The sequence below is a fragment of the Streptomyces sp. NPDC056373 genome, from assembly GCF_042262425.1.
Lineage (GTDB): Bacteria > Actinomycetota > Actinomycetes > Streptomycetales > Streptomycetaceae > Streptomyces.
On sequence record NZ_JBHJPX010000014.1, the window covers coordinates 187,246 to 200,341 of the forward strand.

General features: G+C 73.2%; 8 protein-coding genes. 3 read left to right on the forward strand and 5 right to left on the reverse strand.

Annotated features, from left to right (window positions below; translation table 11 throughout):
- Positions 1-8 precede the first annotated feature (8 nt).
- The gene (locus ACFCXS_RS28600) at positions 9-2,918 is read right to left on the reverse strand and encodes an ABC transporter substrate-binding protein (protein ID WP_376646211.1); all 2,910 of its coding nucleotides are present in this window, start codon (positions 2,916-2,918) and stop codon (positions 9-11) included.
- A gap of 218 nt (positions 2,919-3,136) precedes the next feature.
- Between ACFCXS_RS28600 and ACFCXS_RS28605 the strand changes: the two genes are divergently transcribed.
- Entirely contained in the window at positions 3,137-4,600 is a 1,464-nt protein-coding gene (locus tag ACFCXS_RS28605) for a glycoside hydrolase family 3 N-terminal domain-containing protein (RefSeq protein WP_376646212.1), read from the forward strand.
- Between the two features lie 540 nt (positions 4,601-5,140).
- On the opposite strand, the gene ACFCXS_RS28610 is transcribed toward ACFCXS_RS28605, so the two are convergent.
- A complete protein-coding gene (locus tag ACFCXS_RS28610; RefSeq protein ID WP_376646213.1) occupies positions 5,141-6,409 on the reverse strand; it encodes a glycosyl hydrolase in 1,269 nt (422 codons plus the stop codon).
- A gap of 8 nt (positions 6,410-6,417) precedes the next feature.
- On the opposite strand from ACFCXS_RS28610, the gene ACFCXS_RS28615 reads away from it, so the two are divergent.
- Both ACFCXS_RS28615 and ACFCXS_RS28620 read left to right on the forward strand, forming a co-directional pair.
- Positions 6,418-7,557 (forward strand): N-acetylglucosamine kinase, encoded by a 1,140-nt coding sequence (locus ACFCXS_RS28615; protein WP_376646214.1) that lies wholly within the window; start codon positions 6,418-6,420, stop codon positions 7,555-7,557.
- Positions 7,554-9,845 (forward strand): glycoside hydrolase family 3 N-terminal domain-containing protein, encoded by a 2,292-nt coding sequence (locus tag ACFCXS_RS28620; RefSeq protein WP_376646215.1) that lies wholly within the window; start codon positions 7,554-7,556, stop codon positions 9,843-9,845. The genes ACFCXS_RS28615 and ACFCXS_RS28620 overlap by 4 nt, the downstream gene beginning before the upstream one ends.
- On the opposite strand, the gene ACFCXS_RS28625 is transcribed toward ACFCXS_RS28620, so the two are convergent.
- From ACFCXS_RS28625 to ACFCXS_RS28635, 3 genes are read right to left on the reverse strand one after another with little or no spacing between them, the layout of a single operon-like run.
- Positions 9,809-10,687 carry a carbohydrate ABC transporter permease gene (locus ACFCXS_RS28625; RefSeq protein WP_376646216.1) on the reverse strand — a complete coding sequence of 293 codons (879 nt, stop codon included), beginning with the start codon at positions 10,685-10,687 and terminating at the stop codon, positions 9,809-9,811. The genes ACFCXS_RS28620 and ACFCXS_RS28625 overlap by 37 nt on opposite strands.
- Positions 10,684-11,718 (reverse strand): carbohydrate ABC transporter permease, encoded by a 1,035-nt coding sequence (locus ACFCXS_RS28630; protein ID WP_376646217.1) that lies wholly within the window; start codon positions 11,716-11,718, stop codon positions 10,684-10,686. Before ACFCXS_RS28630 ends, ACFCXS_RS28625 begins: the two co-directional genes overlap by 4 nt.
- Positions 11,719-11,720: 2 nt before the next feature.
- Positions 11,721-13,094, reverse strand: a complete 1,374-nt coding sequence (locus ACFCXS_RS28635) for an extracellular solute-binding protein (RefSeq protein WP_376646218.1) — start codon at positions 13,092-13,094, stop codon at positions 11,721-11,723.
- Between the last annotated feature and the right edge of the window lie 2 nt (positions 13,095-13,096).

Here is a 13,096-nt window from a genome sequence, read left to right on the forward strand (position 1 = left end):
GGCGGCGCTCAGCGGATCCGGCACTCCTCCTGAGTGAGGCGCTTCGTGTCGCCCGCGGGGCGACTGCACAGCACGTGGGTGTCGGAGGTGCCGTCGGTGGCGCGGCGGACCCTCTTGAGGACGATGCTGTGGCCGGCGCGGTCGCCGTACAGCGGGGCGCCGGTGAAGTCGATGGTGCCGGTGGCCATGCCCTCGATCCTGACGCTGCGCAGGTTCACCCAGGTCGAGGCGCGGCTCTGCGGCCGGTCGTCGCGGGTGGCCGCCCAGAACAGGGCGCGGGTCGCGTCATGGGCGAGGGCGGTCTGGCCGCTGGCCAGGGCGGGGCTGTCGTAGCCCAGGCGGTGGCCCTGCAGGCCGGGCAGGTGCTTGGCGGCGTCCAGGTAGAAGGCCGTTCTCTTGGCGGCCGTCTCGAGCTCCGCGAGGGCCGCGTGGTACAGCGTGACCTTCGGCGCGACGGACTGGCCGCCGCCGGCGAAGTCGGCCTTGGACAGGTCGTCGCCGGTGAGGATGGCCAGGGGTTTGCCGGCGCAGCCCGGCTCGGTGCCCAGCTGGGTCATCAGGGGGTCGATGTCCTCCACCCGGCCCGCGAAGTAGACGACGGACGGGACGCGGCCGCCCCGGCAGATCTCCTGGGCGTGGGAGCGGAGTTCGGGCTTGCCGCCGCTGAGGGTGTAGCGGCGCTGATCGAGCGGGGTGAAGCCCTGCCGCCGCAGCATCTCCTGGCCGTAGCGCGCCTGCTCGTCGGTGTAGAGGTCGTCGGTCTTCGCCGTGTCACGGGCCAGGACGAGGGCGTACTGCCGACGGCCGGGTGTGCGCAACTGGGCGGCGATCAGCCCGAGTTGCCGGGTCTGCCACTCGTCGGTGGCGGCCAGGCTGAACCAGTTGGCGAACTCGCGCGGCAGATAGGTCGCGGAGTTCGTGCCGGAGACGACCGGCAGTCCGGCCCGCATCAGGGTGCGGGTCGTCGCCCGGCTGGACTTCAGGTCGCGGCCGGTGCCGACGACTCCCACCACGGTCGGGTCGTGGGCGGCGTACGCGGCGATCGCCTCGGCCATCTCCTCCTGGTGGCCCAGGTCGACGCCGCCGTTGGCGATCAGGACGCGCAGCTTCACACTGGAGTTCTCGTTGATGACGGCCTGTGCCAGATACACGCCCGCCAGTTCCTCGGCGCCCTTCACCAGGGAGGAGCCGGCCGAGGCGTCGGCGCTGAGGGGCCCCGCGTAGACGACGGTGACGTACTTGCCGGCGTGGTGGGCGAGGACGTCCGCGTTCTGCCGGGCGATGCGGTCCTCCAGATCGGCCACCGTCCAGGGCCTCTCGTCGTCGGCGTCGAGGGCCTTGACGTCGTCGCCGGGCTCGGGGGCGGGCAGCCAGTCGGCGAAGCGGACGTCGTGCGTCGCGATGCCGATGCACTCCGTGGCGCCGTCGGGCGCCGCCTCGCGCCGGGTGTCCCGGTTGGCGGTCAGCACGGACGCCGAGCAGTACCGGTCGTGCAGGGCACCGGCCCGCATGACGGTGGCCGCGGTGAGCAGGGCGACGACCAGCACCAGGGTGTGCAGGGCCCACACCAGCCGGGCGGGCGTCGGCCGGGAGGAGGCCCGCAGGTGGTGGCGGCCCTCCTCAAGAGGGCCCAGCTGGTCGTGGGGCAGCGGGATCTTCATCACCCACGGCAGGACGGACCGCTCCCGGCTGGGTGACTGCTCGGCGCGCAGGTTGCGGCCCCACTCCTGGTACCAGGTGCGCAGCCGGACCCCGAACGTCGGTGGTGCCGCGTCCGGGGCGGGCGGTACCTGGGCGACGCTGCGCTCCAGGCGCGGCCCGTCGTCGTGGCGCACCGCGGCCACCACGAGCAGCGGGTCGAGCTCGCTGCGCCGGCTGCGGACGTCGCTGATGGCCCGGATCAGCTCGATGCCGCCGTTGCGGTCGTCGGCGTGCGGCAGGAACAGCATCGGCGGCCGCGGCCGTTTGAAGCCGCGCAGGTCCCAGCTCCAGCGCCGGTGGTTGTCCCGCAGGTCCTCGCGCAGCGCCAGCACGCAGAGCTGGAGGTGGAAGTCGCCGCCCGCCCTGAGCGCCTCGGCCACGTCGTAGGCGCGGGCCGCGATCGCCTTCCAGGAGCGCACCGGCCGCAGCAACGACACCTCGGTGGACTCCTCCTGGTCCGCCGCCCTCAGGAAGGTCGTCGTCAGGAACCAGCGGCTCTCCCGGCGCAGCCACAGGAAGATCGGGGCCCGGCCCGGCAGGACGTAGTTGAGGACGGTCAGCAGCAGCAGGAAGACGAGACCGGCGCCGACCGCGACGTACCACTCGCTGCGGGCCAGCAGGGCGGCGAGTACGGTCACGAGGCTCGCCGGGAGGATGTGCGCCATGTCGAACAGCGGCAGGCCCGAGCGCCAGCGCGCGGCGTTCTTCGGCCGCCAGCGCTGCTGCGCCAGCTCGTCCAGCAGCCGCCGGTGCTGGTCCTGCCCGGCCTCGGGGCTGCCCGGGGCGGGCGACGGCCAGCTGTCACCGAGCGCCGAGACCGCGTCGTCGATGGCGTGCACCAGCCGCAGTCGCGGGAACGCGTAGCGACGGTAGAGAGCCTTCGGGCCGCCCCACTTCCGCGGGTCGCTCAACGCCCGTACCAGGGCCGCGGCCCGGCGCACCTCGGTGGTGCCCTCGTAGGTGTCCTGCGTCACCGCGCAGCGCGTGCCGTGCGCCTCCTGGCCCGCGTGCAGTTGCCGGACCAGCCCGGCCACCGCGTCGTCGTCCCGGCCCTCCTGGGCGTGCACGACGAACACCGGCATGGGCGGTTCGGTGCTCCTGCGGAAGTCCTGGATGAGGATCTCGAGCTGGTTCTGAAGGTGGCGCCCGGCGTCGCTCTCCGGCATGCCGTCGTGGCCCCCGGAACAGTCCGGCGGCGTGCGATGGTCCTTCACCATGGGCTACCCCCCGTTAACCTTCGGTGACCTATGAGATTAACCGCTGCCGGTGGGGTGCGAGTGGGTGACGAACGAAGTTCAGGAACGTTTCCGCTCCTGGGTGGCGCCGAGTCGTCGCACGCGCCGGCCGGCTCGTCGGTGCGGGGAGCTCCCGGCCTCTGAATGGACGATCCATCAAGATGTTGACATTTGGTTGATCGAGCCAGAGTATTCCCGGGGTGACCCACTCCGCGCACCTGCCCCACGGCCTCGACGAGGCCGCCCACCACTGCCTCGTCGCCGGTTTCGCCGGCACCACGACCGTGCCCGACCCCCTCAAGCGGCTCATCGACCGGGGCCTCGGCGGGGTCATCCTCTTCACGCGCAACGTCCGCGACGCGGAGCAGGTCCGCGGGCTCACCGACGCGCTGCGGTCCCTGCGGCCCGACCTGCTGGTGGGCATCGACAACGAGGGCGGCGGCATCGGCCACCTGGTCAGTGCGGGCGCGCCGGACGTCCCCGGCTCCTACGCCCTCGGCGTCGTCGACGACCCGGCCCTCACCGCCCGCTGCGCCGACGCGCTCGCCGGGCATCTGGCCACCCTCGGCATCACCGTCTCCTACGCCCCGGTCGCCGACCTCCAGCACCACCCCCGCAACCCGATCGTGCGCACCCGGGCCTTCGGCGCCGAGCCCGCGCTCGCCGCCCGGCATCTGCGGGCCTGGATCACCGCCACCGAGCGGCGCGGCGTCGCCTCCTGTGCCAAGCACTTCCCCGGCCACGGCGGCACCGAGACCGACAGCCACCACGGCATCGCCGTCGACCCGCGCTCGCGCGAGGAACTGCGGGCCGATCTCGAACCGTTCCGCGCGGCCGTCGCCGCGGGCGTGCCGATGATCATGAGCGCCCACGTCGTCTTCCCGGAACTGGACCCGGAGCGGCCCGCCACGCTGAGCCGCCGCATCCTGGGCGATCTGCTCCGCCACGAGCTGGACTTCGACGGGGTCCTGGTCAGCGACGCGCTGGAGATGAAGGCGATCTCCGACCGCTACGGCGAGGCCGCCGGGGCGCGGATCGCCCTCGCGGCCGGTGCCGACCAGGTCGTCGTGGCCGTGCCGGAGCTCGAGGTCACCCTGGACTGCCGGGACGCGGTGCTCGGCGCGCTGGCCTCCGGAGTGCTGGCCGAGGAGCGGGTGCGCGAAGCCGCCGGGCGGGTGCGGCGGCTCGCCGAACGGTACGCCGCACCGGCCGGGCCGGCCGGTGGCTGGGACGCGGAGGCCGGTCTGGAGGCCGCCCGCCGGGCCGTCCGTTCCCGGCCCGTGCCGCCGGCCGTACGGGGCGCCCACGTGGCCGACCTGTTCCCGCCACCGCACCCCGCGCTCAACTGGGGTGGCGAGGACCTGCTGACGCAGGTGCGCGCCGTCGACCCCACGGCGACGGGCACCGCGGTCCCCGGAGAGCCGGCGGACCCGGCCGCCGCCTCGGAGGAGATCCTGCGCGCCTGCGGCGACGCGCCTCTGGTCGTCGCCACCTGCGATGCCGGACTGCACCCCTGGCAGCAGCGGCTGCGTGCCGCCCTGCTGGCCCGGCGGCCCGATGCCACGGCGGTCGACACCGGGCTGCCGGAGGGCGGCGCGCTCTGCTCCTACGGGCGGGGCCGGGTGAACCTGCGGGCCGTCGCCGAGGTACTGGCGGGCGGCTGAGCGCTCACGGGCCCTACTGCCGCCTCACGGCACTCGCCCTACCGGCTCACGGCACTCGCACTTACTGCTTCACGGCGCCCGTGCGAGTCACGGCGCGGCACCGGTACGTCGCGCGGCACCGGGGCGGCGGCATGGCACCGGTACGTCGCGCGGCACCGGTACGTTCGCATGGCCCCGGGTCGGCCGCATGGCCCCGGGTCGGCCGCATGGCGCCGGTACGTCGCATGGCACCGGGTCGGCCGCATGGCGCCGGTACGTCGCACGGCCCAGGGTCGGCCGCATGGCCCCGGGTCGGCCGCACGGCGCCGGTACGTCGCATGGCGCCGGGTCGGCCGCATGGCACCGGGTCGGCCGCATGGCGCCGGTACGTCGCATGGCGCCGGGTCGGCCACATGGCACCGGGTCGGCCGTATGGCGCCGGGTCGGCCGCATGGCGCCGGTACGTCGCATGGCGCCGGGTCGGCCACATGGCACCGGGTCGGCCGTACGGCCCCGGGTCGGCCGCACAGCCCCGGGACCTCGCCCAGCACCTGGACGGCCTCACTGCACCCGTACGGCCTCCTTGATACCGCGCGCCGTCAGGTACGCGGGGTCGTCCGCCCGGTCGGCCAGGACCACCGCGGGGTGGCCGCCCGCTGCCCGCAGGTCCATCCACGCCTCGAAGAACGCGCCGCCCGGGCCGGAGACGGAGCGGGTGGACGGCGTGCAGTCCAGGACCAGGGCCGTCTCGCGGGGCCGGACCGGGTGGTGCCCCGCGCGGACCTCGGCGACGGTCTCGGCCAGGGCGCTCGCGATAGGCTTGGCGCGGCCCCGGGAGTCGAACAGGCCCAGCGTGTACTCCAGTTCGGGGTAGTCGGCGAGGGCGCGGTCCACGTCGTGGGAGCACCACCAGGTGACACCCCACAGCCCCTCGCATCCGGCCGCGTTCCGGACCGTGGCCCGCGCGAAGTCCGGGGCGTCCGCCGCCGGGATGTGCGGCTCCGGGGCGCCCGTCTCCTGGACCCAGACCGGGCGGGCCGGGTCGTCGGCGTAGGCCTTGGCGAGTTCCGTGCCGTACTCGGCGAGATGCAGCACCTGCGGGGAGCGGGGGCCGTAGCGGCGGGCGCAGTCGCCGGAGAACACCCAGGGGTGGACGGTGGTGACGTCGCCCTTGCGGGCCGAGGCCTCGGGGGTGAAGGGATGGTCGTCGCCGTACCAGGCGGCGTCGTAGGCGGAGTGGGTCGCGAGCCGCCCCGGGGGCAGGTGCTCGCGCGCCGCGGCCAGCAGCGTGTCGAGGTAACGGTCCACCTCGTCCGCGGTCACGGGGTTGTGCTCGACCAGGTTGTTGAGCTCGTTGCCGAGCTGGAGACCGATGAGGTTGGGGCGGCCGGCCAGGGCGCGGCCGAGGGTCCGCATCAGCTCGGCCTGGGCGGCGACCGCCTCCGGGTCGGTGAACACGTTGCGGTGGTGCCAGCTGCGGGTCCACTCCGGATAGAAGTCGAAGCTGGACAGATGGCCCTGCACGCCGTCCACCAGGACGTCGAGACCGGCCTCGGCCGCGAGGTCCACCAGGTGTGCCAGCTGGTCCACGGCCGCGGGGCGGATGTAGGTGCGGTTGGGCTGGAGGAGCGGCCAGAGGTGGAAGACCCGGACGTGGTCCAGCCCCAGCGCGGCGATCTGGTCCAGGTCCTCGCGGGCGTGCGCCGGGTCGAAGTCGTGCCAGGCGTGGAACCAGCCGCGGCGGGGCGTGTAGTTGACGCCGAAGCGGAGCGTAGGGATGGGATCCTCCTCGGGTCGGGTCTTGCCCTGGGTGAATGCATCAATCACCATAGTCGGCGATGGGTAATGAATTGAACCAGGAATGCCGGAGCGCCTCCACCCTGGTGATCGGTCTCGACGCGGGTGGCACCCGGACCCGGGCGGTTCTGGCGGACGCCACCGACGGACGTCCGCTCGGCGAGGGCGCCGCCGGGCCGGGCAACGCCCTGACCGTTCCCGTGCCGCAGCTCACCGAGCACCTCGCCGAAGCCGTCGGGCGGGCCGTGCCCGAGCCGGACCGGGGCAGGGTCGTGGCCGTGGCCGGCGGTTTCGCCGGGGCCACCGGCGCCGCCGCCGACGAGCCGGGGCGTCGCAACGCCCTGGCCGCCCTCACCGCCGCCCTGCGCCGGCTGGGCATCGACGCCGGTCCGCCCGTCATCGGCAGCGACATCGAGGCGGCCTTCGCCTCCGCCCCCGGAACCCCGGCCGACGGACTCGCCCTGGTGGCCGGCACGGGCGCGGTCGCCCTGCGCATCACCGGCCGCCGCGGGGTCGCCACCGTCGACGGCGACGGCTGGCTCCTCGGTGACGACGGCAGTGGCTTCTGGATCGGCAGGGCCGCGGTACGGGCCGCGCTGCGGATGGCCGACGGCAGGGGCGCGCCGACGGTACTGGCCCGGGCGGTGGGCAGGGAGCTGGGCGTGCCGGAGGAGGCGCTGCCCGGCGGGCCGTCGCTCGCCCCGGCCGGCGGTGTCGTCGTCCGGCCGCTCGGGGAGGACGCCCCGTACGAGGCCGGTGACGCCGCCGACTCCCCGGGTGGTGCCGGGCCCGCACTCCCGCCCCACGACGAGACGCCCTGGTCCCGCCCGGACCGCGAGGCCTACCGCCGGCATCTGCTCCCCGCCGTGATGGCCGAGCCGCCCATCCGGCTGGCACGGCTCGCCCCCCTGGTCGCCGAGGGGGCCCAGGCCGCCGGGGACGCCGTCGCCCTGGCCGTCCTGGACGAGGCGGCCGACCGGCTCACCGAGACCGTACGGGCCCTGGAGCCCGGTCCCGGGGAGCGGATCGTCGCCACCGGCGGACTGCTCGGGCCCGACGGCCCCCTCACCGCCCGCCTCGAAACCCGTCTGCACGCCCTCGGCCTGACCCTCGACTGGGTGCCCGACGGCTGCCGGGGCGCCGTCGCCCTCGCCCGCCTCGCCCACGAGAGCCGCACATGACCACCACCGCGCTCCTCTACCGAGACCCCGGCGCCCCCGTCGAGGCCCGCGTCGGCGACCTGCTCTCGCGCATGACCCTGCGCGAGAAGGCCGGCCAGCTCAACCAGCGGATGTACGGCTGGGACGCCTACCGCCGCACCCCCGGCGGGGGTTTCGAGCTCACCGAGGCCCTCCACGCCGAGACCGAGCGCTTCGCCGGACTCGGCGCGCTCTACGGGCTGCTGCGCGCCGACGCCTGGTCCGGCGTCGACCACACCACCGGCTCCGGCGCCGAGGACGGAGCCGAACTGGCCCACCTCGTCCAGCGCCATGTCGTCGAACGCAGCCGGCTCGGCATACCCGCCCTGTTCGTCGAGGAGGTACCGCACGGCCACATGGCCCTCGACGGCACCGTCCTGCCCGTCAACCTGGCCGTCGGCGCCACCTGGGACCCCGGCCTGTACGAGCGGGCCGCGGCTCACGCCGCAGCCGAACTGCGGGCCCGCGGCGGCCATGTCGCCCTGGTCTCCGCCCTCGACATCGCCCGCGACCCGCGCTGGGGCCGGACCGAGGAGTGCTTCGGGGAGGACCCCTACCTCGCCGCCCGGCTCACCGAGGCCCTCGTGCACGGCATGCAGGGGGACCGGGGACCGGACGGGCTCTTCGCCCCCGACAGGGCGCCCGTCGTCCTCAAGCACTTCGCCGGACAGGGCGCCACCGTCGGCGGCCGCAACTCCGCCGAGTCCGAACTCGGCCCCCGGGAACTGCACGAGATCCATCTCCCCGCCGCCCGCGCCGGCGTCCGGGCCGGAGCCGCCGCCGTCATGGCCGCCTACAACGAGGTCGACGGGATGCCCTGCTCCGGCAACCGCGCCCTGCTCACCGGGCTGCTGCGCGAACGCTGGGGATTCGAGGGGCTCGTCATGGCGGACGGGCTGGCCGTGGACCGGCTGGCCCGCATCACCGGCGACAAGATCACCGCGGGCGCCCTCGCGCTCCGGGCCGGCATCGACCTGAGCCTGTGGGACGAGGGCTTCACGCATCTGGAGGAGGCGGTCGAGCGAGGGCTGGTGAGCGAGGAGGACCTGGACCGGGCCGTCGCGCGGGTGCTGCGGCTCAAGTTCCGCCTCGGGCTGTTCGAACAGCCCTGCACCGCCTGCCCGTTCCCGGACCCCGCCGCCGGGCGCGAACTGAGCACTGCACTCGCCCGTGCCGCCGTCACCCTGCTCCGCGACGACCAGGGGGTACTGCCCCTGACGGCCGCCTCCCGCGTCGCCGTCCTGGGACCGCACGCCGACACCGTCGCCCACCAACTGGGCGACTACACCGCGCCCCGACGCCCCGGCACCGGCACCAGCGTCCTCGCCGCCCTGCGACGCGCCGGAGTCGACGCCCGTCACGCCCGGGGCTGCGCCCTGACCGGCGGAGACCTGTCCGCCGTTCCCGCCGCGATCACCGAGGCCGCCGCGGCCGACCTGGCCGTTCTGGTCCTGGGCGGCAGCAGCGCACGGACGCCGGACACCGAGTTCGACGCCAACGGGGCCGCGCGCACCGCCGTGTCCGAGATGACCTGCGGCGAGGGCGTCGACCTCGCCGGGCTCCGGCTCGGCGCCGCCCAGCACGCCCTGCTCGACGCCGTGACCGCGACCGGCACCCCCACGGTCGTCGTCCTGGTCCAGGGCCGCCCGCACGCCGTCCCCGAGGCGGCCGAGCGTGCCGCCGCGCTGCTCACCGCCTGGTACCCGGGCCCCTGGGGCGGTGAGGCGATCGCGGACGTGCTGCTCGGCCGGGCCGAGCCGGCGGGCCGGCTGCCGGTCTCCGTGCCCCGCTCGGCCGCGCACCTGCCCGTCCACTACAACCACAAGGACACCGAGTACGGCGGCTACGCCGACGACAGCGCCGAGCCGCTGTTCGGGTTCGGCCACGGACTGTCCTACACGCATTTCGCCTACGGGCCGCCCCGGCTGTCGGGGCGTACGGTCGAGGTCGACATCACCAACACCGGGCAGCGGCGCGGGCGTACCGTCGCCCAGCTGTACCTGCGCAGGCTCGTCACCCCCGTCTGGCCGCGCACGCTCGAACTGAGGGGTTTCAGGGCCGTCGACCTGGCACCGGGGGAGTGCCGCACCGTCGCCTTCACGCTCGGGCCGGAGCAACTCGCCCAGGTCGGAACGGACCTGGAGACGGCGGTCCTGCCCGGCACCGTCGAGATCCGCGTCGCGGAGTCGGCGCGCCGGGCCCTGACCGCCGTGCCGGTCGGGCTCCGGGTCGATCAGAGCTTCACGGCACCGGACGAGACGCCCTTGTAGAACCACCGCTGGGTGATGACGAACAGCACCAGCACCGGGATCACGGAGATCACCGAACCGGCCATCACCATCCGCTGGTCGTAGCCGAACGACGACGTCTGCAGCCTCGCCAGACCCAGCGTCAGCGTGAAGTGGCCCTCGGTGCGCAGCACGATCAGCGGCCACAGGAAGTCGTCCCAGGCGCTGATGAAGGTGTTGATCGTGACGACCAGGATCGCGCCGTAGGCGGACGGCAGATACAGGTACCGGAAGCGTTTCCACTCACCCGCGCCGTCCAGCATGGCCGCGTCCTCGATCTCGCGCGGCACGGCGAGGAACGCGGCCCGCATGATGAGGACGTTGATCGCGGCGACGAAGCCGGGCAGCCAGACGCCGGCCAGGTTGTCGACCAGGCCCATGTCCCGGATGCTCAGGAACAGCGACACCATGATCGACTCGAAGGGGAACATCATGGACGCCAGCAGCACGATCCACACCAGCTTGCGGCCCTTCCAGCCGGGCTTGGACAGCATGTAGCCGGCCATGGTGGAGAAGACGAGCTGGCTGGTGATGGACAGCAGGGCCACGATCACGCTGTTCCTGATGTACGTCCACACCGGCACCTGGTCGAAGACCTCGCGGTACGCCCGCAGCGAGGGGTGGTGGGGTATCAGGGACGCACCCGAGCCGAAGACGTCCTCGCCCGCGCCCTTGAGGGACGACAGCAGCTGCCACAGCAGCGGGCCGACGGTGATGAACAGGACGAACACCAGCAGCAGGTAGCGCAGGACCAGTTCGCGGGGGCGGCCGTAGTCGCGCCAGCGGGGCGTCAGGCGTCGGCGCTTTTCGACGGCGGTCGTCATGCCTCGTCCTCCTTCGTCAGGCGCTGGGCGAGCAGCGTGAGGCCAAGGGTCAGGGCGAACAGGGCGACGCTGACGGCCGCGCCGTAGCCGGCGTTGCCGGTGAGCGGGTCGAGGCCGACGTCGCGGATGTAGAAGGGGAGGGTGCGGTCGGCGCCGCCGGGGCCGCCGGTCGAGCCGCCGAGCATGTAGATCTCGGTGAAGACCCGCAGGGAGCCGATGCCGGTCAGGGTGCCGACCAGCATCATCGACTGACGCACGCCGGGCACCGTGACGTTCCAGAACCGGCGCACGGCACCCGCTCCGTCCACGGCCGCCGCCTCGTGCAGTTCCCGGGGCACGTTCCCGAGGGCCGCCAGGTAGAAGATCATGTACCAGCCGAGGCCCTTCCACAGGGTCAGGCCCATGGCGGACAGCAGGATCAGCCACGAGTCCGACAGGAACGGGACGGCCTCGCGGACGATGTGGGCCTTGAGCAGCCAGGTGTTGACCAGTCCCTGGTCGCTCAGCAGCCACTGCCAGCTCAGGCCCACGACCACGCTGGAGGCGAGGACGGGCGTGTAGAACGCGGAGCGGAAGAAGCCGATGCCCGGCAGGTTCTTCTCCACGAGGATCGCGAGCAGCAGCGGCAGCAGCACCATCAGCGGGACGACGATCAGCGCGTACAGCAGGCTGTTGCGGGTGGCCAGCCAGAAGTCCGGATCACCCAGCATCCGGCGGTAGTTGGCCAGGCCGACGACGTCGTACGCCCCGCCGAGCGGCTTGGCGTCGGTGAAGGAGACGACGACCGTGTTGAGGAACGGGAAGACCCCGAACACGGTCGCGCCGACGATGGCCGGAGTCATCCACAGCCACGGCAGCCACCAGCGGCGGTAGAGCGCCGCGCCCCCCGCGTCCGCGCTCGGGCCGGGCTTCACGGAGCGCAGGGCGCGGCGCGGCAACCCCGGCGAGGGCGGGGAGGAGACGCCGGCGCCCCGGGCGCCCGCGCCCGGGGGAGCGGGCGCGGGCACCTGGTGCACGGTCGGTTGCGTCATCCTCAACTGCCCTGCTCGATCAGCTGGTTCGCCTTGGTCTGCGCTTCCTTGAGGGCGTCCTCGGCGCTCTTCTTGCCCTGCATGGCCAGCTGGATCTGGGCCGATATGGCGTTCAGTTCACCGGGTGTCAGGGCGATCTCGTCGGCGGTGGCGGTCTTGCGGTCGCCGGCGACGATCTTGCGGGCCTGGGCGAACGGGTCGTCGCCCTTGACCGACTGGAAGAACGGGTCGTTCAGGGAGGCCGTGGTGGAGGGGAAGATGACGACGTTCGGGTCCTTGGCCCAGTCCAGCTGGTTCTTCGCGTTGGTCAAAAACTGCGCGAAGGCGAGCGCCGTGGCGGCGTTCTTGCTGGTGGAGGCGACCCCGATGTACTGCGGGGCGCCGACGGTGTGGCCGAGGGCGTCCAGCATGAAGCGGGCGACGCCGGTCTTCTTGTAGACGCTCGGGTTGTTCTGCTGGATGAACCGCAGGAAGTTCGGGTTGGTGGGCCCGTAGACCAGCTTGCCCTGGCCGTAGACGTTGGCCGGGTCCTGGGTGGAGGACAGCGAGTCCCGGGGCATCCCGCCGGCCTTGTACAGCTTGGTCATGGCCTCGACCCACTGCGCCGTCTTGGGGTCGTCGGCGAAGGTGAACTTCTTGCCGTCCCCGGACAGGACCTCGATGCCCATCTGCTGCCAGTCGGCCGGGATGCGCAGCTGCGGGTTGGCGAGGAACGCGTAGTACTTGCCGCCGGACGCCTTGGCGACCTTCTCGGCGTCGTCGAACAGCCCGAGGACGGTCGTCGGAGGTTTCGCCGGGTCCAGGCCCGCCTTCTTCATCAGGGTGGTGTTGAAGGTCTGCACGATGCCGCCGGAGTACCAGGGCAGCACGCTGTGCACCTTGGCGCCGTCCGCGTCGGCGTACATGCTCGACTTCCACATGGCGGCGGAGAAGGGCTTGCCCGCGTCCGGGGCCTTGTCGTCCAGGTCGAGCAGGTAGCCGTTCTTCGTCAGTGCCACCGCCGTGTTGACGTTGATGTTCACCACGTCCGGCAGGGTGCAGCCCTGTGCGTCCGCGACCAGGCGCTGGGTGAAGGTGGCGTCGCCCGGGTCGTCGATCCAGTTGACCTTCGTGCCGGGGTGGGCCTGCTCGAAGGCGTCGATGACTCCGTTGAAGTACTTCCCGAAGTCCTTCTTCAGGTTGGTCGTCTGGAAGGTGATCTTTCCCTTGACCTCGCCGGAGAGCTTGCCGGAACCGACGTTGCCCTTGTCGACCTTGCAGCCTCCGGCGGTGGTGTCGCCGTCGCCGGAACCACCGCCGGACAGGCCGCAGCCGGCCGCCGTCAGTGTCAGGACGACCAGACAGGTCAGGGATCCGGTGAGTCTTCTTGTGCGCATTG

Coding starts and splice junctions, on each gene's coding strand:
- ACFCXS_RS28600 (WP_376646211.1), bottom strand. CDS start 2,918: ATGGTGAAGGACCATCGCACGCCGCCGGACTGTTCCGGGGGCCACGAC.
- ACFCXS_RS28610 (WP_376646213.1), bottom strand. CDS start 6,409: ATGGTGATTGATGCATTCACCCAGGGCAAGACCCGACCCGAGGAGGAT.
- ACFCXS_RS28615 (WP_376646214.1), top strand. CDS start 6,418: ATGGGTAATGAATTGAACCAGGAATGCCGGAGCGCCTCCACCCTGGTG.
- ACFCXS_RS28620 (WP_376646215.1), top strand. CDS start 7,554: ATGACCACCACCGCGCTCCTCTACCGAGACCCCGGCGCCCCCGTCGAG.
- ACFCXS_RS28625 (WP_376646216.1), bottom strand. CDS start 10,687: ATGACGACCGCCGTCGAAAAGCGCCGACGCCTGACGCCCCGCTGGCGC.
- ACFCXS_RS28630 (WP_376646217.1), bottom strand. CDS start 11,718: ATGACGCAACCGACCGTGCACCAGGTGCCCGCGCCCGCTCCCCCGGGC.
- ACFCXS_RS28635 (WP_376646218.1), bottom strand. CDS start 13,094: ATGCGCACAAGAAGACTCACCGGATCCCTGACCTGTCTGGTCGTCCTG.